The sequence below is a fragment of the Acinetobacter sp. 148 genome, assembly GCF_031196675.1.
GTDB classification, from domain to species: Bacteria; Pseudomonadota; Gammaproteobacteria; order Pseudomonadales; family Moraxellaceae; genus Acinetobacter; species Acinetobacter baumannii.
The window spans coordinates 1-22281 of sequence record NZ_JAVIMT010000005.1 but is presented as its reverse complement, the minus strand read 5'-3'; the positions used below and the strand labels follow the sequence as shown (position 1 = coordinate 22281).

Genomic DNA, 22281 nt, shown 5'->3' with positions numbered 1-22281 from the left:
TGTATTCAATTAAAAAGTCGATAATCCTGACCATTCCATAAAACGATAAATCCAATACTTCACTTTAGACTCATCGGCATACTTCGTATAATCCACGCTCATCTGTCTACCTTGTAGGTTCGACCACGAAGTATTGAAGTAATTCTGAGCGTCTTTAAAGACTTGATCTTGAACTTTGCCTACAACCAACATATCCGTTTCAAGGTTATAATTTTTTAAATTACGGGCTGTAAAATTGGCAGATCCTACAATTAACTCAGCTTGTTGAGCATTATATTTCAAGATCATTTTGCTATGGTTCTGCTCACCATGGGTATCACACCAACGAATTGGAATGCCGGCAACATGTAATTCTGACGCTACCTGACGGTTTGGAATACCATTCTTTTGTCTACCAAACGCATCTTTATTTGGATCTAATAAAACACGAACAATAACACCACGCTCTTGGGCACTTTTTAGAGCTTTAATAATCTTACGTTCAGACAAATAGAACATACTTAAATCAAGATGTTCTTTAGGTTTAGCCGTATTAATTAATTTTAATACAGCTTCATAAATTGCCCCTTCAGTTAACACCTGAACTTGAGGCTTGCTAACGTCTTTTTCAAAATCGCCTAAAATAAGTGATGGTGAACTACTTCCTGACATTTGCGTAACAGCAGCTTCGGTTTGCAGTACATCAGCAGCTGTGGCTCCATTTACCACCAATGCCACATTAGAATGGCGCGAACTACCATCATGCGGGTTTGCTGAAGTCACCAATGACTTCCAACCCGCATCGGTATCAACGACAACAGTTTTACGGTGGTTTGCTTTAAAGTTAAATAAGTTCAAATAACTACGTAGCGTAATTTTTTCATCGCCAAAAGGGTTAGGTAACCAACCTTTCTCTGGATTATTGCCAATATTTTGGCAACAGATGTACCAAAACCCCGACCAGAATGGGTTAGAAGCACGTAAAGGTGCCAGATTCGTTTCGATGACATCAACACCAGCTTGACGTAATTGACGGTAGTGTTCAGGGCTTAGTCCACCATATACCGAATTAATCGGGTCGGTAATCATAACAACCTGAATTTGACGGTTTTGTCTTTTTTTACTAATTAGTGCATCAGTGAGCTCTTGCATCAATGGTCTTTGCTTTAGATTTGAATCGCCTACTTCTGAATTAAATAAGAACATATCCACCACAATTGTGGTTTTTGCCTCATCAATCATTTTCAAGATTTCATCAAAGATGTGCTGATCAACCTGTTGTTGCCCATTCGCATCAATATACGTTTTATCGGCTAAAAATTTAACATCGGCATGTCTGAGCTTGCCACTAAAGTTAATTCCTTGCGGCAATGGTTTCACTGTGTGATAAATTGCCGATGCAAGATATGCAATAGCAACAACGCAAAGTATGACCGCCATATAACGACGTCCTGACCAATTTAACTTTTGATGAATTCGCTGAAAAATACGCATAAAAAAGACCTAACTTGATAGTTTCAAATTAGGTCTTTTGGCTTGATTTTTCAAGTTTAGTTTCGTGTTGAAGCCTTAGAAACTAAAATCTACACCGACGGTAAAGTTACGTCCAACTTGCGGGATATTTGATAAGAACGACGCATGTTGATAAACCGTGTCATCTAACAAATTATTCGCTTTTAAATAAACGCGATAATCTGTTTTTGCACCATATTGTCCAGAGTATGCTACCCCTAAATTGAGCATGTTGTAGCCTTCTGTTTCGGTTTCATAAGCCGCAATCTTATCTTGATTAAAGACATGATAGTACTCAGCAGAACCACTAAAACCGTCACCAAAATCTGCATCAACTTTAGTACCTAAACGCCCAGCCGGAATACGTGGAGCATTGCCCTCGGCATCAATCTTACCGCGCACGTAATCGCCAAAAGCACTGATCTTGTACATTGGCGTAATTTGATAACCAATTTCACCCTCTGCACCATAGAAACGAGCTTTATCTTGAGTGTATTGAACTAAACGGAAGTCTTTATAACGGTCAAGGGTTTGCGCATAGATGTAGTCATCAAACCAGTTATGGTAAACATGAAGATGATAATCGAGTTTGTCATTATCAAAATGCAAACCTAACTCAACATTATTTGATTTTTCCTTACTGAGTTGATCATTTCCTAACTCATAAGTATTCGTAGCAAAATGGGCACCATTTGCATACAACTCTTGAGCAAGAGGCAGACGCTCTTGGTGTGATGCTACAAATGAAAGCTTATAATTTGGCGCAAACTCCCAGTTGGCAGCACCTGCATAGGAAAAAGCAGAACCGTCAAAATCTTGTTTAGAGTTATCATCTACATCGATTTCTTGCTGATCTGCACGAGCAGAAAGTTCAAAATGAACATCTTTCCATTGTTTATGTTCTAAAGCAAAAACACTCCACTTTTTGGTAGTAGTTGGTGACATAAATGCTTCTTCACCAGTTAAATTTAGTTTTTGTTGGCCTAACTGGGTACCAATTACCCCTTCCCAATCAGCAATAGGGTTATGGACTAACTCAATACGCCCATCATAACCTTTGTTTTGGAATCGAGTTGCGATTGCCCCTTCTTCAATCTCATCATGCTGATAATCTGTATAGCTCGCTTGGCCACGTAACTTTTGGAAGCCTGCAAATGGATCGTTTAACTCGGTTTTAAAATCATAACGCTCAGACTTTAAGTCAATCCATGGACCGCCATGTTCATGCTCATGTTCTTCATGCTCATGATCGTGAGCTTCTTCTCCATCTTCGTGCTCATGTTCATGTGGATCACAATGCAAATGCGGTCTTCCACCTAGATGAGCGCTACAACTTTCGTACTCATGGCTATGCCCGGGTAAGCCATACTGGTCTCGACGATTACTATAAGAAATACCCGTATAACCACGGTCATAAATCCAAGACAAACCAACATTAACCGAGTCACCCTGCGCAAAAGTATTGTCTACACGGCGCTCTTTTTCACCTTCATGAATATAGTTTGGTGCAATATAGTTATTCGCATCACGTGTTAACCCTTCAACACGTAATGCAACTTGGCTTCCCAACCCTACAGTTATCCCAGCACTCGCCAGCTTTTCATCACTTCCAGTGTTGTAACGTAAGCCAACTTGTCCTTCATAACCATTTTCAGGCATTTGTGTAGGGATCTTGTTATCAATAACATTGACTAAACCACCAACAGTTCCCGCACCAAACAATAAAGTAGAGGGTCCACGAATCACTTCAACTTGTTTTGCGAGAACTGGATCTACTGTTACAGCATGATCAGGAGACAAAGTTGAGACATCCACATTTTCAGATGAATTTTGAAGAACTTTAACACGTGGTCCATCTTGGCCACGAATCACCGGACGACTTGAACCAGCCCCAAACTGATTCGCATAAATCCCCACCTCACTATTGAGCGCATCCCCAATAGTGGCGGCCCCTTCAGTCAAATGCTTTTGGTCAACTACAGTATCAGCGACTGCAAAATCTTTTGAAGTTTGCTCAAGGGGGTGCGCCTTGATGCGGATAGTTTCTAACTTCTCAATATTTTCATTTTCTGCTGCAAATACAGGTATAGATATGGCAGCCAAAATGGATAAGGTCAAAATATTTTTATAGAACAACATGAGGTGAGTCTCTAATCGTACGCCTTTTGTTTTGTTATATTATAACATTTCAGTTGTTTTGCAATAAAAAACATTCGTTAATGACATGTTTCGATAGACTCAACTTTTTGATGATGTGAGAAGCTTTCTTTTCTAATGCCTTTTACAATCTCCCATGCAGTTATCGCCCCTCCACTTGCTAAATTGAGCCGAAATACGTTACCCATTGCCGCCTTAGCAATTGGCAGTATGACGCCCGATCTTTACCGCTTATTTACAATGCAATCAGGTATGCTGACTCATCAATGGAAGGGGCTTTTCTACCCTAATCTTGCATTAGGGTTATTATTCTGTGTCATTTGGTATTTACTTTACCGACCTGTGGTTTACCGTTTTTTTGGTATCCAACACGATTTAAAACTAGATTCTTTTAGACATTTTTTTAGCTTTTTTATTGGAATCATAATTGCTCTACTCATTGGTATAGCAACACATCTCATTTGGGATGGGCTTACCCACTCAGACTTTAGAACTTTTATATTTCAAGACTTTTTATCGCAAACTGTTCACTTGTTTGGCCGCCCTTATCCATTGCATCGCCTTCTTCAACTTGGTTCTTCTGCTCTGGCATTACCTTTTTTAGGCTGGATGAGTATTCATTACTATCAGCGCCATAAACAGCATTGGAAAGTAAATTATAAAATTAAAATTTTTGCTTGGTGTTTATTTGCTTTATCTACACTTTTAGGCTTATTTTCATTTTGGGACTATGCCCGTTATATTCCCCATGAGGTTTGGCATTCTGATACCTATTATTTTACTGGCCGCTCTATTAATGAGTTTATGCAAGGTTGGTTAAGTACTTTTAGTTTGGGATGTCTATTATTCTTATTTTTAGATCGACAACAAAGAATGGGCTAAATAGCTAAACTTGCTGCCAAATTGCTCATTTTTAGCTAAATTATAGCTGTTTTTTGATCTAGTTCTTGTGGCATGCCATTCAACAGGGCATAATCGAAAACTTATTTTTTTGACGGTGCGCGGTTTACGCATCCGTCTTTTCAGCCAATATAGTTTGGATAATCTTCATCATGATGCGAACTCATTACTGTGGCTCTTTAACTGAAGCCCAAATCGACCAGACCGTTACATTATGCGGTTGGGTACATCGTCGCCGTGACCATGGCGGTGTTATTTTCCTTGATATGCGTGACCGTGATGGTCTCGTTCAAGTGGTTATTGACCCAGATACTCCAGAAGCATTTGCAACTGCAGATAAAGCACGTTCTGAATATGTATTAAAAATTACAGGTCGTGTTCGTCGCCGTTATGAAGGTACTGAAAACCCAAATATGGTGAGTGGTCAAATCGAAGTTTTAGGCAAAGAAATCGAAGTTCTTGCTGCATCTGAAACTCCACCATTCCCATTAAATGACGACACAATTAATGTGTCTGAAGAACACCGTTTAAAATATCGTTTCTTGGACATCCGTCGTCCAGAAATGTTAGAGCGTTTACGCTTCCGTTCTAAAGTAACCAACTTGATTCGTAACTATTTAGACGATCATGGTTTCTTAGACGTTGAAACTCCGATTTTAACTCGTGCAACCCCTGAAGGTGCGCGTGACTATTTAGTACCAAGCCGAGTACAAAATGGTAGCTTCTATGCACTTCCACAATCACCACAATTATTCAAACAATTGTTGATGGTTGGTGGTATTGATCGCTACTACCAAATCGCGAAATGTTTCCGTGATGAAGACTTACGTGCTGACCGTCAGCCTGAATTTACTCAAATCGACATTGAAACATCGTTCTTAAACGACGATGACATTATGGATTTGATGGAAGGCATGACTGTTAAATTATTTAACGACTTGCTTGGCGTAAAATTTGAAAAATTCCGCCGTATGCCATACAGCGAAGCAATGCGTGATTATGCATCTGACAAACCAGACTTGCGTATTCCGTTAAAACTCGTTGATGTTGCAGACTTAATGCAAGAAGTTGAGTTCAAAGTATTTGCAGGTCCAGCTAAAGACCCTAAAGGCCGTATTGCAGCACTTCGTGTACCGGGCGCAGGTTCATTAACACGTAGTCAGATTGACGAATACACTAAATTTGTCGGTATCTACGGTGCAAAAGGCTTAGCGTACATTAAAGTCAATGAAATCGAAAAAGGAATTGAAGGCCTTCAATCTCCTATCGTTAAATTCATCGAACCAATCGTAATGCAATTGCTTGAACGTGTTGGTGCTGAAAATGGCGATATCGTATTCTTTGGTGCGGACAAAGCTAAAATTGTAAATGATGCAATGGGCGCCCTTCGTGTCAAGATCGGTCATGACTTGAACCTTGCCACTTGTGAGTGGGCTCCACTTTGGGTTGTTGACTTCCCAATGTTTGAAGAAACTGACGATGGCAAATGGACTTCTGTTCACCATCCATTCACATTACCTAAATCTAGCGTAGAAGACGTGAAGAGCAATCCAGGCGAAGCACTTTCTGTTGCTTACGACATGGTATTGAACGGTACTGAAGTTGGTGGTGGTTCACTTCGTATTTACACATTAGAAATGCAAAAAGCGATTTTTGAAGCGCTTGGTATTTCCGATGAAGAAGCAGAAGAAAAATTCAGCTTCTTACTCAATGCGCTTCGTTACGGTGCACCTCCTCACGGTGGTTTGGCATTTGGTCTTGACCGTTTAGTAATGCTTATGACTGGCGCGACTTCAATTCGTGATGTTATTGCGTTCCCTAAAACGAAAACTGCTGAATGTCCACTTACTCAAGCACCGGCTCCTGTTGAAGCAAACCAGCTTCGTGACTTGGGCATCCGCTTACGTGAACAACAAAAGAAAGAAGCTTAATTGCTCTTTAATAAAAAACCCTGCAATTGCAGGGTTTTTTATTAAACAATATCAAACAAACATTCGGTTTTTATAAGCTATCCTTTGCGAAAAAGCACGTCAGTGGCATAATAAGCTGCTTTCAATTAAGAGGTCAGCTTTATGGCTATGCGCCCAGATGTACGTCGACATGCTTTAGTCGTGATTGTATTCTCCCTCGCACAATGGTTTTTCATGCGCTACATCCTTGCGAATGAACTATTTAACCTCACAACGAACCAACGTATTCTTTATTTCTGTGTAAGTAGTTTAGTCGGTGCATTACTTATCTTTGTTGCCCTAATTTATATGGTGCTCAAAGGTAATGCGGATAAAAAGTAATGCAAAAGAAACTGCTCATCATTGGTAAACGCGGCGGTATTTTGCAGTGGTACGAAAATATTCTTGCTGCTGCCCATCAAAGCCCTGATTATGAAATCCAAGGCTTTGCCTTAAATCATAACAATACCACCGATCGGTTTCTAAAAAAGCTATTACCAAACAAAGATATATATACGGCAAATTTACTCAAAAAGAAACTGCAAACGTTTCAGCCAGATTTGATTCTCATTGCCGATCTTTTTTATTTTAATGATCATTTACTGCAAGTTTTGGCAGACTTTCCATGCAAAAAAGCACATTGGATTGGTGACTTTTTTGATGAACGCTTATTAAAATCTAAAGACGTCATTGATTTATATTGCTTTACCGATTCTAGCTTTATCGAAGATGCGAGGGCTATGGGGCTAAATTACGCCATTTATCTACCTCTTGCTTATAACCCAGATGTCTTCTTTTCTAGCAATGAACAAAAGGATGATCGTCTTTTATTTGTAGGCGCATGGTCGCCTGATCGACAAGAACTCATTGAACAGATTCCCCTTCCCATCACTGTCTATGGGAAAGGATGGGATAAACTCAGCAAAACAAACAGTATTGTTCACCCTCACAATATTTCTTTGACTGAAGTTGCCGAACTCTACAGAACGCATCGTTACATCTTGAATGTCATTAACAAGAAAAACATTCGTCAAGGTATGAATATGCGTTGTTTCGAAGCTCCGGCTTGTGGTTGTATTCTGGTAAGCGAGTATGTTGAAGATCTTAACTATGCTTTTGATATCAAAAATGAAATAATTTCATTTGAGAATCCGCAAGAATTGCAATTGAAGTTAAAAGACCCAATAATCAGCGCTGAAGCAGCCATGTATAAAGTTCAACAAAGTCATACTTATAAAAATAGGTTAGAGACTATTGTTGACCTAGTGTTTCAAACTTAAATTTTTTATTTTAACTTTTTATAGGTCTCCCTCACGTGTTTGTTAGTGTTATTGTACCAAGTTATAACCACGCGCAATATTTAGAAGACAGAATTGAGAGCATTCTTAATCAAAGCTATTCGCAATTTGAATTAATTCTTTTAGATGATCTTTCCCCAGACCATAGTGCAGCAATTTTAGAAAAGTATAAAAGCCACCCTAAAGTTTCACATTGCATTATCAATAAACAAAATTCGGGTTCAACCTTTTGCCAATGGAATAAAGGCATGCATCTAGCAAAGGGCGATCTAATCTGGATTGCAGAGTCTGATGATGTTGCTGACTTACAATTTTTAGAAAAATTAGTCCCTCATTTTGAAAAAAACCCTAAGCTAGTTCTTGCCTATAGTCAATCTTACCGTATGAATGCACACGGTGAAGTTACAGGAACCTGGAAAGATTTTACAGACCATGTTAACCCTGAGTTATTTGGAAAAGATTTTGAAATGGCTGGCCTTGAGTACATCGAAAGATTTTTAAGTGCTCAAAATACTATTCCTAATGCTAGTGGAGTTATTTTCAAAAAACAAAGTTATTTTGATGTTGGGGGCGCTAATCCAAAATTGCGTTTCATCGGTGATTGGGAAATCTGGGCGAAAATTGTATCTCAAGGTGATATTTTCTTTTCTCATGAATGCTTAAACTATTTTCGTTATCATGATACAAGCGTTATTGCTCAAGCAAAAAAGAAAAGAGATCATTTTGAAGTTAGACGTCAAGTCATTTTATTTCGCCAAAATATTTCACATTTCTTAAAAATTTATTCTCAACAGCATCCTAAAGCAAATAAAGCTTATCAAATCAACCAAAAATGTTTATCAAAAGAATTAAGAAAAAATGCTTCTTTGGCTATTCGCCGCCGCTATTATGAACGTATTATTCCAACTAGTATAATAGCGCTTCAGACTTTACCTTTGTATATTGTTCCAATTTATACTCTAAAACTACTTATACAATTTATTTTATCAATTTGCTTAGTTGCTCCATATAAGGCTTTATTCAAACAATCCAAATAACAAAAAGAGTTTATTTTTTGAAATTTATCATTGATTTGATTTTTATCATAAAATAGTATTTGATCAATTTCTTGCAAAGACTAATCCCGTGAAAGTCTTGGTCATCTTAGATAAACAAACATTATTTCCTTTATTATCAGTAATAGTTAATTGTTTTATAAAAAATAGCTATTATTTTCTAATACCCTAAAAGAATTCTTTTGGGATTCAAAACATAGTTTCAATCTATAAATTAGATTTTTTCCTCTATTTTTCTATAAGTTTTTGTATCTTTAAAATTATCTACCGCCACACCCAATATTCAACCTTATAAATAAAATGGCTTATATAATATAATTTTCCCAATACAGCTCTTTGAAATAATGATAGATTGTCATGTACAACAGTAAGAATTATTAGACCTATACTCTACTGAGCAAAACTTTGGTGAAATGAAAATTCCCATAAGCTAACTACGGCTATCACTAATTAAAAGAGGTCTACAACTATCTATTAAAAGAAAATTATTTATTTTTTAATCCTGCCGAATCCGAGATATGCACAAAAATATTTTTTAATTTTCTAGTTATTTCTTTTGTATGATTCTGCACCTGTAATTCTTCTAAAATCTCTGGAAAATTATAGTATTGTCTTAAATTTAATAAATACAACCAGTGTTGTTTAGCTAAGAATCTTAACTGTGCCTCAATATGCCCGTCTTGGAAGCCCAATTCATCATAAGCTACCACTAATTTGCTTCCTGACATTACAGCCTCAGCAACCATGGAAGTAGAATCTGGACTCACCAAAACCCAATCTGCTGCTTTAATATAATCTTTAATATCGCAACTTTGCCCTTGTGCTACCCATGTTAACTGATCATGGAGCTGAAAAATGCCATACTGCTCGGCAAGTTTCTGCAATTCTTTTTCAAAAGTAACCGATGTTCTTCGTGATGTTGTCAGTAGTAATCGCGCTGTAGGATATTGCTGGCGAATCCGTTGTAAAACTGTTACCCATTGTGCCACCTCGCCAATTTTTACTGTTTTAGTGTCAGCACCAATCAAAACTGCAATCGTTTGCTCAGCATTTTGAATACTCAAATGTTCTCGAGCCTGCTCGCGTGTTAGAGGTAAAGCACTCATTTTATTCGGTGCAATTGGATAGTAAAAATAATGAGGCAAAACAGCTTGTTGTTCATGAGTAGTAAATACCACATCAAACAAGTTAGCGCGAATCCCCCGTAATGAACTCGCGACCAAATTTTTCACAGACTGATCTTTGTCTAAATGTTGTTTGAGTAATAGATTGGCAAGTAGAGTGTTTCCCCCTGCAGATACAATATAAGTAACCTGTTTCTGCTCTAATGCTCTTAGGGTTTGGGCATCAAAAAAATAACGTAACCACTCTGTATTTATTGAAAACTTGATCAGTAACTTCAGAACACGATACAACCATTTTTTAGGTAGATTTAATTGAACCCATTCGACCTGATACTCTTGCTGTTGATTCAGTAGTTGCACTATTCCTTGAGTTTGAGTTTCATGGCCTGCTTTACCATCGGTCAACGCTAGGATAAAAGGTTTTTGTTGTGCCATTAATCTATCATCCTATGCTGAAAGCAATGATTGATAGACTTGGACCGTATGATCAATCATTTTTGTAAAAGTCAGTTGTTCCTGTGCCAGAGCATAAGCCTTTTTAAAACTTGCTTCAGGGGCTACCACATCCAAATAGTTTTGAAACACTTGTTGCAATGCTTCAATATTATTTGGTTCACATAGAAACTCAACAGGAATAAACTCAGCCATCATTCCGACATCAGTCCCTAACACAGGACGTTGAAGCAATAAACTTTCAGCAAGTGTATACGGACCCCCTTCACGCAAGGAAGACACAATCAAAGCCTCATGGTCTGTAATCAATGGGTGAATATTGTCACTATACCCATACAAGTGAACCCGATCAGCTAATTGGTACTCTTGAATCAATTGCTCTAACTTTTCTCGTTCTTCACCATCACCAACAATAGTTAATTGGTGTGAAATGTTCCGCCAAGCAGCCAGTAAAAGATCGAAACCTTTCACTTCATTTAAACGTCCAATGGCAATAAATTTTCTATTTTTTACAAATGATTGAGCAGGCATATTCAAAGAAATACCATTATAGACCACACTGAGTTTTTCCGGCTGCCCCACAATCTGCGCGAGTCGCTTACTCACACAAATGATATGATCAAATGCCAAGTAAGAATCAATCTTTTTCTTTGCACCATGGATAGTCACCACACAAGGGAAATTAAAACCTGCAATCATGCCTTGCAACAGTTTGGCCGTTTTAGAAGCATGAGCATGTAGCACTTGTGGTTCTGTCCCCAATATTGTTTTTTTAAGCAGATATTTCGTCCACGGGTTATAACGACTGCCACTCATATCAAAAGCAACAAAGTTCACCGAACTTTCCACCTGACTTTGATATTTCTGATGTGCAATTAAAGAAACTTTATGTGCTTGTGATAAACCAGCAGCCAGCTCAAGTACATGCTTTTCTAGGCCACCTTCCTCATCACTCGCCATCACAAGCGTAATTTTCATGATTAGCCCTCACGCGTACCAAGTTTTAAACGAAGCTTGACGGCAAATAATGAATCTTTTCCGCTGATCTTAATACGTTGTAGTTGCATAAAGTCCGGCTGTTCATCATCAATGCCTTCGATTGTGGTCACTGCATTGCTATACCCTGACTGTTTCGCCAGTTTAACATCTCGGTCTGAGTAAATACCAAATGGGTAAGCAAAACTGGTTACTGGCTTTTCTATCAGTTGTTCAAGCCACTGCTTTGAATCAGTTAGTTCTTTTAAACAATCCGTATCATCCAGTTTGTTTAAATTAGCATGCGTTAACGTATGTGAACCAATTTCAATCAGTTCGCTATCTGCCAGTTGCTTGACTTGAGCATCATTCAACTTAGCTTCACGCATGAGTTCACCACTATTATGATGTTCTTTTTTATAGGTTGACCAATCACGATCATGACGATCAACCACCACATATATGGTTGCCTTGGCCTGATATTTTTCTAAAATAGGATAAGCATTTTGTAAGTTGTCTAAATAACCATCATCAAAGGTAATGGCAACTGTTTTGGCAGGGTGCTTTCCCCAGTTCTCTTGCAATTCGTGCATCGTTACAAAATGGAAGCCTTGCGCTTTCATCCAGGCAACTTGCTTTTCAAACTCAGCGGGCTTGACCCGAAGCTTATTAAATTTGGCACCATTAATATGGTCTCGTACCATGTGATACATCAATACACGTGGTCGATTCCAATCCACTGCTGGCTTCCACCACGCATACTTATAGCTAAATAACACAATAAGCAAGACCAGTAAAATCAGGATATAAAACACAATGCCAAACTCATTATTTCGCTAAAAGATATGTTGCCACACGGTCTGCTTCTTTAAAAGCATAAGGTTGTGGTAACTGTACGACACAAGTATTCTGTGAGATTAGTTGTGATTCTATCATTTGATCAATCGAGTGCGTAATTCTATCGTCTTTCAACCGATCGATTGCGATGACCCCTACGCGACAACCCGCAGTAAGTGCTTCAAAAACCATAGAAACGCTATCTTCTGTTACCCATACAGCTTCTGCTTTTTGCATTTCTTCAAAAATCCAGCCCTGAGGTGTTTGCTCAACCGGAAATATTTGTAAATGTGGGGCAAAACTTTGTTGTCTTAAAATATCAATAAACTCTGCTGGTGTTCGACGTGAAGTCGTTAAAATGATTTCGGCATCCGGATTATTCTCAACAATCTTTTGCACGCTTAATAATACTTTTTCTTGGTTCCATTGATGCCGTTTTGACGAACCACCTAATGCAATTAAAATTCTAGAAGCTTGATGGCGTTTTTCATTACGAATGGGATTTAATGCCCCACGCGTAACAATCACTCGATTATTCGCAGGAATACCGTCGTGCTCTGGAATCACAGCATAATTAAACCAAACCGTCGGTAAATTTGGCTTCATTAAAATAATCGTTTTGGCCTTTTTGAAAATTTTACCGAGCAACCAGACACGAAAATGCGTATGACTTCCAACACCAAATATAAAATCGGGTGTCTGTTGAAATAGAGACTTTTTTGAAGAAAAAAGCGCTTTGATTAAGGACATAACAGGCAAGTCATTAATAGAGACTTCTTCAAAAGTTGCATTTGCCTGCTGTCTTTGCATCGCCTGAAACAAGCCTAAAGCTTGTGAGCGATGCCCTGCTTTACCATCAGAGACATAGACAATATGCATAAAAGCTCCCTAACCCAAAAATAAAAAGGCGAAACCAACGTTCGCCTTTTCATGTTAACGGATTAACTTATTTTACGTAAGTTAACCAGTGTTCATATTTTGGATTTTTACCTTGAACTGCATCAAAGAAAGTCTTTTGGATTTCAGTGGTAATTGGGCCACGGCAACCCGCACCGATTTGACGGTCATCGTATTCACGAATTGGTGTTACTTCAGCAGCAGTACCTGTGAAGAATGCTTCATCAGCAATATAGAATTCGTCACGCGTAATACGACGCTCAACAACTTCATAACCAAGATCTTTAGCAATCGTCATCACGGTTTGGCGTGTAATACCGTCAAGTGCACCACCCGCAATATCTGGAGTGTGTAAAACGCCATCTTTAATCAAGAATACGTTTTCACCAGAACCTTGGCACACATAACCTTGTGGGTCCATAAGCATTGCTTCATCGTAACCAGAATGTGCAACTTCTTGGTGAGCAAGAATTGACAACGTGTAGTTACCAGATGCTTTTGCTTTACACATGGTCACGTTTGGATGGTGGTGAGTAAATGATGAAGTTTTAACGCGAATACCTTTCGCCATTGCTTCATCACCAAGATATGCACCCCATGCCCATGCTGCAACAGCGGCATGAATGGTGTTATTCGTTGCTGCAATACCAAGTTTCTCTGAACCGATCCAGATCAGTGGACGTAAATAGCAAGAAGCTAATTTATTTTCACGAACAACATCGATTTGTGCCTGTTCAAGCGCTGCTTGATCATACGGCACTTTCATTTGATAAATTTTTGCTGAATTTAACAAACGTTTTGTGTGGTCTTGAAGACGGAAAATTGCAGTACCTTTAGGAGTTTCATAAGCACGAACACCCTCAAATACACCCATACTGTAGTGTAAAGTATGGGTTAAAACGTGAATCTTTGCATCACGCCAATCAATTAATTGTCCATCTTGCCAAATAAAACCATCACGATCAGCCAAATTCATGGAACACTCCAAATTGTTATAAAATCATTCACTATCCAACTCAACCGAGGCGGTTGGGTCTATTAATCTTTGCCATAAATTGCAAACGACCGCACGGGTACTACGCCAGTCCGCTGCGCTTACTTGCATGGATTGATTCGCAAGGGCTAAGCGGTGGCTTTCGGCACGTTCACTAAGATAGGCTCGAATTAATGCTGTGGCATCTTCACTGGATAAGCAGTCTGCTTTAGCAGCATCTTCTAATATTCTTACATTATCAGAATAATGGGCGAGATCGGGTTTCGTCCCGCTCCATGCAAGTACAGCATACTGTGCCATAAATTCGATATCTACGATACCACCTGCGTCCTGTTTTAAATGAAAAATACCATGTTTTTTTTGTTCAGAAGATGAACCCAAGTGGTCTTTCATTTTCTGACGCATTTTCAGCACTTCCTCACGAACATAAGCCTCATCTCTAGATTGAGTCAATATCTCGCGGCGAAATATTTCAAATTTTTGGCAAAGCGCTTCATCACCTGCAATAGAACGTGCACGAACTAATGCCTGATGCTCCCAAAGCCATGCACTTTTCAACTGATAATGCTCATAGGCTTTCAGGCTTGTCACCAATAAACCAGCCTCACCTGAAGGTCTTAAACGTGTATCAATTTCATAAACGCGGCCATCAAGCGTTTGAGTGGTCATTAAAGACATAAACTTTTGAGCGACACGCATAGCAAACTCAAAACCAGTTATTGACTTAGTACCATCCGTGTCGGCTTGTTCATCTAGATAGTGAATAAAGACCAGATCTAAGTCCGAACCATAACCCAGCTCAATACCACCCACCTTGCCATAACCAATAACGGCAAAAGCTTTATAATCGAGTGAACAACGTTTTCCTTCGACATCTTTTGGGTAACCATGACGCTTTGCTACGGTCTGATAAGCTAAATTAAGAGTTGCATTAACACTGACTTCTGCAATATCTGTCAAAGCATCAGATACCTTCATAAGAGGACTTTCAGCTAACACATCACTTGCAGCGACCGTTAACACATTACTCTTTTTAAACAGGCGAAGTACCCGCATTTGATCTTCAACCTGATCAATTTCGATACGAAGTAATTGCTGACGTAATGAGTCTTCCAAGTCCTTACGTTTTGGTAATTCAAAGTCCATCGACAAGAACTCATCCAGCAATACCGGATATTGCGTTAACTCTTCACAAATCCACGGGCTCACTGTCGCCATTTTTACTAAGCGTTGTAATGCCCCTTTACTTTCAATCAGCATTACCAAATAGACGGTTCGACGCATGACTGATTCAATCAGTGGCATTAAACGTAATAATGCAGTTTGTGGTTGTTCAGACTGTAAAATGGCTTCAATTAAATGGGGCCAAAACGTTTTTAAACGCTGCACCGCATTGGAAGGAAGTTTTTTAAGTGCATGACCATGCCAGAACTCATGAATTAGATTTTTTGCATTATCATCTAACACTTCATCTAGCTGCTGCTCTAACTGTCCAAAGTTCTCGGTAGCTGCATTGGAACTTGTGTCTTCAATGAGCTGCTTAAACTGGACTTTTACTTTTTGGCGTTTCTCGTTAAGAACATCAATAAATTCATTCCAACTCGTAAAACCCAAGGTATCTATAATGCGTTGTCGTAAATCTGCTTCTTCTGGTAATAGTTGCGTTTGCTGATCATTCAAGGCTTGAATTGCATGTTCAACACGGCGCAAAAACAGGTAAGCATCTTCAAGCTCTAGTACGGCCTGTTTTTCTAACAAGCCTGCCTCACCAATATGCTCAAGACTGACCAAACATTGACGATCTTGCAGCTCACGTTTAGAACCGCCGTAAATAAGCTGGAACACCTGAACAATAAACTCAATTTCGCGTATACCGCCTGCCCCGAGCTTAATGTCATCTTCAATATGCCGACGTAATACTTCGCGCTCAATCATCGCTTTCATATCGCGCATAGCAGCAAAAGCGGTGTAATCGACATAACGACGGAATACAAAAGGACGTGTCATTTCTAATAAGTCTTGCCCTTCTTTACCCCCAGTAACTACGCGTGCCTTAATCCATGCGTAACGTTCCCATTCACGGCCATGCTGACTTAAATATTTTTCTAAAGCTGCATGGCTAATCGCTAATGCTGAGCCATCTCCCCAAGGCCGTAAGCGCATGTCTACTCGAAACACAAAACCATCTGCAGTGATATGTTCAAGTAAATAAATAAGTTTTTGTCCCCACAAAATACAGAACTGCTGTACATCAATACATTTACGACCGTTGGTTTCGCCTTGCTCATCAAAGGCAAAAATCAGGTCGATATCACTTGATAGATTTAATTCCTGTGCCCCAAGCTTACCCATGGCAACCACAATCAAATCTTGAACTTTGCCTGAATAACTTAATGGTTCGCCATGTTTAGCAACCAATGCAACACGAGCAAAAGCCTTTGCGGCACAAATACTTGCATCGGCAAAGTCTGAAAGTTCACGAGTAAGTGTAACGACATCCGTCAGTTGATTGGCATCTTGCCAGATCCAGCGAAACATTAAACGACTGCGCAGTATACGAAGCGCACGCATCCACGTTATTTCATCGCCAATTCCGTCAAGGGTGGTGTCTACAAGTTGGTAAATTTGTTCTGTTGAGAGCGGTGCAGCAAATTGATCTATTTGATAATCTTGTTCTAAAACAGCCTGATGTAACCCTAAAACTTGTTCAGCATATTGGCTGGCACGCAATGTTTTTTGTAACTGCTCCGCATTCATATAAAAAAGCTCTTTTCCTCAGACTCTCTTTTTAGTTATAGCAGTTCAAGTAGTAGTAGGAAAAGGGATTAAACCAATTTTGCTTCAGATGTATTTTGTTGCTCTACATGATGTTCAGGAACTTCTTGAGCAGAAGGTAATAAAACTTTAAATGTCGTTCCCACTCCTTTTTGGGAAGTTACACTAATTTTCCCCTGATTAATCTCGACAAAACGCTTACATAAGCTCAAACCTAAACCCGCACCTTTTTCCCCAGCGGTGCCTTTAAAGCTTGCTGTAATACGCGGATGGAATAAATTTGCCATTTGCTGTTCAGTCATGCCAAGCCCTGTATCACGTACAGTGATTTCGACATTTGTACCCACCTGCTTCGCTTCAATAAACACTTTTCCAGAGCCGTCAACATCGGTAAATTTCAATGCATTTGACACCAAGTTTTGGATCACGGAAGTCATCATATTGATATCGGCATAGATTTTTAAATCTTCGGAAACCGCATTTACCAATTCAATATTTTTCTTTAAAGCCAAAGTATGCAGCACATCACAAACAATATTGCTCACTTGTCTAAGCTTAAAATTAATTGGGTGATAAACAAAGCGACCACCTTCGGCCATTGCCCATGTCAGCAAACTTTCAAGTAAGTTATAGGTCGATTGAGAAGTGTCGTATAAATAGTCAGCAATGTTTTGAATACTCGATTCATCCAGTGTTTCACGTTCTTTAGCTAACACTTCGGAGAAACCTAATAAGCCATGAAACGGCGCCCGCAAGTCATGCGAAATAATAGAAAAGAACTTTGTTTTACTCGAGTTCAGTGCGACTTGCTGCTCATAGAGTTCATTTAATTCTTCATAATTAAACTTCAACTCGACTTGTTGCATAAAACTAGAACAGTAATCGAGAAGCAACTGAATTTGATCATCTTCAAAACAATTTTCATCGTCATCGAAGAAAACTGCAAATCCCATAGATGTCTGGTCAGGCTGCACTAAATGGACAGCTAAGGCACGCCCACATTCAATATTTAGCTCTTTTAAATAGTTGATTAAATTTTGATAAGAAGGATGATTGTGATGAATCACCTGTTGTTTAGCAAAACATTGTTTTAGGTGTCTTGAAGGTTTAAAGGAAATTGCAGTCACGCCATCCGGGCAATGATGCCAAAAATAAGGTTCCTGATTAAAAGTAAGCAAAGCTTTTTGACACTTCAACAGGCGAAGACTAAACCGGAAAAATTGCTCAATATAATTCTGCTCGGCATTTAATCCAAGTAATAGTGATATTTTACAAGCTGTTAACTGCTCTACCTGATGTAGCTCTAATCGCTGTGTCATGCCCGCCTCACAGATTTTGTCATTGTTGGTCGGAACCGCTCTTTTGAAGAATGTACTTATAATCATTATGATCTACTACAAACTTTAACACAGTACATTAAAAGAGCAACTTTCTTTTCGAAATAGAAATGTGAAGTTTCAATTAAAGGTTTTCAGATACATAAAGTGGGTATGCTTTAGAAAAATACAACAATTTTTTTGGAAGAAAGAGTTGTAAGTAATAAGAAATAGGAAGTCAAAATTAGCTAGAAAAGAGATAAAAATTAGCTTAAATCATCTTATAAATATGAAACCTTAACTTCGACTCAAATTTTGCTTTTATCAAATGCATTTCATATTTAAATAAAGTCTGCTTGAATTGAAAAATTAAAAAAACTTTAATAGCTCTAAATTTATAAGCGATTTGATCCCGACCCTCGGAACCAAAGCAAGTAGCTCATAATTTCTTAAAGTCTAGGAACTTTTTTATATCCAACAAAAAACCCCTAAGCCGTTAGCTTAGGGGTTTTCGTAGAATCATAAGATTCTGAATCTTGGTCCCGAGGGTCGGACTCGAACCGACACGTCATCTCTGACAGCGGATTTTGAGTCCGCCGCGTCTACCAATTTCACCACCTCGGGAGAGGAAGTATGTTTGTGTTGCGTATATTAGCGCTTTTGCAAAACTTGTCAAACCCTAAGTGAATATTATCGTTCACTTTTAGATCATTTAAACATTTTTCATGATTTAGACCAGAAGCACAGCCATTAAAAAGCGAAAAAGTTTATACTAGGCGCAATTTTTGCGGTGTTTTTCCTGAATATGCAACTGTCTGACTTTTCCTTTGAACTACCCGATGAACTTATTGCCCGTTACCCACTCGAAACACGTAGTGCTTCGCGTTTATTGCATTTAGATGCTAAGGGCCAATATCACGATCATATGTTCACAGATATTATTGATCTGTTCGAAGAAGGCGATTTATTGGTACTCAACGATACCAAAGTCATGAAGGCTCGACTTAAAGGAAAACGTGCCACAGGTGGGGCGATTGAAATTTTGGTTGAGCGTATGCTGAACCACACCACAGCATATTGCCATATTAAAGCGAGCAACTCACCTAAAGCAGGGGCTGAGCTTTTTGTTGGTGAAGACAATATTCCTGTGATTGTGCGTGGCCGTCACGAAAACTTATTTGTCGTTGAGTTTTCACAACCAATTTTGCCAGTACTTGAGCAATATGGTCATTTACCTATCCCGCCTTACTTCAATCGTGAAGCAGAAGCAATTGATACTGAACGCTATCAAACGGTTTTCCATAATCCAGAAAAAATTGCCAGTGTGGCTGCCCCAACAGCAAGCTTGCATTTTGACAAAAAGTTGTTAGCAAAGTTAGACCAAAAAGGCGTTAAGAAAACCTTTGTGACTCTTCACGTCGGTGCAGGTACTTTTATGCCTGTACGTACTGATGACATTACGAATCATGTCATGCACAGTGAATGGTGTGATGTTCCTCAAGAAACTATTGATTTAATTTTGGCAACTAAAGCACGCGGTAATAAAGTGATTGCTGTCGGTACAACTGCAACACGTGCTTTAGAAAGTGCAGCTCAAGCGCATGGCGGAAAAATCGCAGCATGGACTGGTGATACGCAAATCTTTATTTATCCGGGTTATGAGTTCTGCATCGTAGACCGATTAATTACTAACTTCCATTTACCTGAGTCTACCCTGCTCATGTTAGTTTCAGCATTGTCAAATAGAGAAAATATTTTGGCTGCTTATGAACATGCCGTTAAAGATCGCTATCGCTTCTTTAGTTATGGCGATGCAATGCTGATTGATAAATTAGAAGTTTAAAGATTAAAGCTGGGTTAAATCTTATAAGTTAATTCGAGGTTTAACCCAGCTGACCCAACTACAATTTCGACTAATAATAAAATTTATGAAACTGCTTTTTCAAAAAATTCAAAGTGCTTTTGACAATCAAAATACCCATAACAAAATTACTTTAAGCAATATTGAGGCATTAAGAAATTTACTTAATCAGCAATTACCACCTGATATTCTTGTTTATTCATTAAAGAATTGGACAGGCCCCCAACAACTTGATATTCGAAATTATATTTTTTGGAATGCTACAATTTTCGCCTTAGTTTGTATGGCCTTAGGCTTTTTAATCTCGATTTACTTCTTCCCTTTTGCCATTCTTGCGATTTTTTATGGTTTTTATCATAGAGCATCGACGGCCGAACTGATTTGCCTACTTCAAGATATCCAAACTTATTATTATGAACATAAATATAATTTCAAATTTGCAACTGAAGATAACCTACCAAAAGAAGGAACATCTGCTTCAGACTTTCCTTTGTTTAAGTTAGGCAATCAACAAAATTCAGTTTTAACTGCAATACACGGCAAGTGGCAAGTAAGAGAAACAACTCACCCCTATAAAATATTTAGATACCATTATCTCAATCGAGAGATGGCCTATAATTCAAAAGGTAAATGGGAACTAAAAGATGTTAGCTACAATTTATACGGCATCATTTTAGAGAATTTTCCAGTTCGCGGCGTCAGCATTTCAAGTCAACAGAAAAAGGCTTGTCGCTTAGGAGTAGCTTGGGAATCAAGTGATATTCGTTTTAATCAAAAATACCAACAAAGCGGAATTAATGAATTGGACTTAGTAAAATTTCTAAGCCCTGATCGATTGTTATTATTAGAAAAAATGTTGGAAGGGTTCCCAGGGGATTTCTATATACACCCTGAAACATCTGCATTATGTTGGCTCTGTAATGTAAATCTTTTACGCCAGCAAAGTTTATATGGCACTAGTGTACGTGAGCTTGCTGAATGCCTTGAAACTCTTTCAATGCCAGAATTTGAGCAGTTTGCAAATATATTGCAGCATTTCATTGATGAAACTCAAATACTGAAGTCATAAAAGTAATTATTTAAGACTTATTTCTATTTATCTCTTTCAATTTAAAAGATAATCTAGAGTTAGCACTTTATGATAATCAACTCATTACTTTCATGCCAATTGATACCGCACAACAAGCACTTCATATAAGACGTAAAAAAAATACACAGGTCTTTCGTAATATTGCCCGACTTTGGGATGCTGGACAAAAGTCACAAACAGATCAAGAACTCTTAAATGCGTTACATCCATGGCGTGAAGATCATAACCTTCGTTTTGTGAATACCCTGTCGTATTTATTAAGTATTTGCAGTATTACGACGCTATTGTTTGGATATTTTTTTCATCCTCATATTCAATATATTTGGAGTCTATTATGGGCATTTTTAACTGGTTTCCTCGCCTATTTGCTCTATGAACCGCAAAAACCTTTAACTGAAGTTATTCATTATTTAGAACAGCGTATGACTGCTTTACGTTATGGCCTAAAGTTTCAGCAGTTACCAGCTTATCTTCCAATACAAGCCCAACCCATTTTAGTCTTAAGCAAATTAAAACAACACTTTCCACTTTTTAACCGAGGCAATGAAGCGAATGAAATTACCGAGTTTGCTTCAGTAACATGGAATGACGGCATTACAGATCATCAAGTGCTGCTATTTAAATACCACTATGTAAATAATTTACCTATTCTTCAAGACCAGAACAGCGATAAAAAAATAGTAAAAGAGATTCATAAAGACTTATGGGGCGCTTTTATTTTTCAAATACCAGCCTTAGGTATTGCTGTAAGTAATCAACGTTCTCGCTTTTTTGAACCATACTTAAGCGAATGGCAAAGTAGCGACATTCTCATTAACCAAGAACTGAGTATTTTCGGAACCGACCAGCACCAGTTAGCTAAAGAAATGAGTCCAAGTCTAACGTTAAAACTTCATGATTTTTTTCAACATTTTAGCGGGGATTTAATTTATCATCATGAAGAGCAAATATTATGTTATCTCGGTGAGCAAGATCTTTTTCAAACCATCAGTAAACGTAGTGAAATTCATGATATTCCCGCATTACGTGGTCACTTACGTACCATGACTATGCCGCAATATGAAAAATTTCAGCAATTCATGCTTAATTTAGGGTGTGTTGACACTTTT

At 38.5% G+C, this 22281-nt stretch carries 17 protein-coding genes and 1 tRNA gene; 8 read left to right on the top strand and 10 right to left on the bottom strand.

Going from position 1 to position 22281, the window contains the following annotated elements; translation table 11 throughout:
- Positions 1–9 precede the first annotated feature (9 nt).
- Both RFX69_RS00135 and znuD read right to left on the bottom strand, forming a co-directional pair.
- Positions 10–1473: a phospholipase D family protein gene (locus tag RFX69_RS00135; protein WP_199970712.1), complete on the bottom strand. Its 1464-nt coding sequence runs from the start codon at positions 1471–1473 to the stop codon at positions 10–12.
- Between the two features lie 75 nt (positions 1474–1548).
- Positions 1549–3630 (bottom strand): zinc piracy TonB-dependent receptor ZnuD, encoded by a 2082-nt coding sequence (gene znuD, locus RFX69_RS00130; RefSeq protein WP_289332760.1) that lies wholly within the window; start codon positions 3628–3630, stop codon positions 1549–1551.
- A 135-nt stretch (positions 3631–3765) separates the two neighbouring features.
- On the opposite strand from znuD, the gene RFX69_RS00125 reads away from it, so the two are divergent.
- From RFX69_RS00125 to RFX69_RS00105, 5 genes are all read left to right on the top strand, one after another.
- Positions 3766–4530: a DUF4184 family protein gene (locus tag RFX69_RS00125; protein ID WP_001116939.1), complete on the top strand. Its 765-nt coding sequence runs from the start codon at positions 3766–3768 to the stop codon at positions 4528–4530.
- Between the two features lie 170 nt (positions 4531–4700).
- The gene (gene aspS / locus RFX69_RS00120) at positions 4701–6479 is read left to right on the top strand and encodes an aspartate--tRNA ligase (protein WP_000986451.1); all 1779 of its coding nucleotides are present in this window, start codon (positions 4701–4703) and stop codon (positions 6477–6479) included.
- 141 nt (positions 6480–6620) lie between these two features.
- Complete coding sequence (locus RFX69_RS00115) at positions 6621–6839, top strand: hypothetical protein (protein WP_001251491.1); 219 nt, start codon at positions 6621–6623, stop codon at positions 6837–6839.
- Positions 6839–7777, top strand: coding sequence for a glycosyltransferase (locus tag RFX69_RS00110; RefSeq protein WP_270900927.1), 939 nt, complete (start codon positions 6839–6841; stop codon positions 7775–7777). The genes RFX69_RS00115 and RFX69_RS00110 overlap by 1 nt, the downstream gene beginning before the upstream one ends.
- Positions 7778–7812: 35 nt before the next feature.
- Positions 7813–8832, top strand: coding sequence for a glycosyltransferase (locus RFX69_RS00105; RefSeq protein ID WP_125267906.1), 1020 nt, complete (start codon positions 7813–7815; stop codon positions 8830–8832).
- Positions 8833–9335: 503 nt separating this feature from the next.
- On the opposite strand, the gene RFX69_RS00100 is transcribed toward RFX69_RS00105, so the two are convergent.
- The 8 genes from RFX69_RS00100 to RFX69_RS00065 form a co-directional block, all read right to left on the bottom strand.
- A complete protein-coding gene (locus RFX69_RS00100; protein ID WP_289332759.1) occupies positions 9336–10409 on the bottom strand; it encodes an ELM1/GtrOC1 family putative glycosyltransferase in 1074 nt (357 codons plus the stop codon).
- Between the two features lie 12 nt (positions 10410–10421).
- Positions 10422–11405 (bottom strand): glycosyltransferase, encoded by a 984-nt coding sequence (locus RFX69_RS00095; RefSeq protein WP_125267908.1) that lies wholly within the window; start codon positions 11403–11405, stop codon positions 10422–10424.
- Between the two features lie 2 nt (positions 11406–11407).
- Complete coding sequence (locus tag RFX69_RS00090) at positions 11408–12217, bottom strand: polysaccharide deacetylase family protein (protein WP_000499406.1); 810 nt, start codon at positions 12215–12217, stop codon at positions 11408–11410.
- Positions 12218–12230: 13 nt separating this feature from the next.
- The gene (locus RFX69_RS00085) at positions 12231–13118 is read right to left on the bottom strand and encodes a mitochondrial fission ELM1 family protein (RefSeq protein ID WP_125267909.1); all 888 of its coding nucleotides are present in this window, start codon (positions 13116–13118) and stop codon (positions 12231–12233) included.
- Positions 13119–13185: 67 nt separating this feature from the next.
- Positions 13186–14112, bottom strand: coding sequence for a branched-chain amino acid transaminase (locus RFX69_RS00080; protein ID WP_001046506.1), 927 nt, complete (start codon positions 14110–14112; stop codon positions 13186–13188).
- A gap of 24 nt (positions 14113–14136) precedes the next feature.
- Positions 14137–16887 (bottom strand): bifunctional [glutamate--ammonia ligase]-adenylyl-L-tyrosine phosphorylase/[glutamate--ammonia-ligase] adenylyltransferase, encoded by a 2751-nt coding sequence (glnE, locus tag RFX69_RS00075; protein WP_000990834.1) that lies wholly within the window; start codon positions 16885–16887, stop codon positions 14137–14139.
- Positions 16888–16955: 68 nt separating this feature from the next.
- Positions 16956–18224, bottom strand: a complete 1269-nt coding sequence (locus RFX69_RS00070) for a sensor histidine kinase KdpD (protein WP_271056140.1) — start codon at positions 18222–18224, stop codon at positions 16956–16958.
- Positions 18225–18758: 534 nt separating this feature from the next.
- Positions 18759–18845: transfer RNA gene (locus RFX69_RS00065), tRNA-Leu, on the bottom strand.
- 181 nt (positions 18846–19026) lie between these two features.
- Between RFX69_RS00065 and queA the strand changes: the two genes are divergently transcribed.
- From queA to RFX69_RS00050, 3 genes are all read left to right on the top strand, one after another.
- Positions 19027–20064 carry a tRNA preQ1(34) S-adenosylmethionine ribosyltransferase-isomerase QueA gene (gene queA, locus RFX69_RS00060; protein WP_289332758.1) on the top strand — a complete coding sequence of 346 codons (1038 nt, stop codon included), beginning with the start codon at positions 19027–19029 and terminating at the stop codon, positions 20062–20064.
- An 85-nt stretch (positions 20065–20149) separates the two neighbouring features.
- Positions 20150–21151: a hypothetical protein gene (locus RFX69_RS00055; protein ID WP_289332757.1), complete on the top strand. Its 1002-nt coding sequence runs from the start codon at positions 20150–20152 to the stop codon at positions 21149–21151.
- Between the two features lie 92 nt (positions 21152–21243).
- Positions 21244–22281, top strand: a 1038-nt coding sequence (locus RFX69_RS00050; protein WP_309168450.1) for a hypothetical protein, incomplete at its 3' end; no start/stop codon positions are given.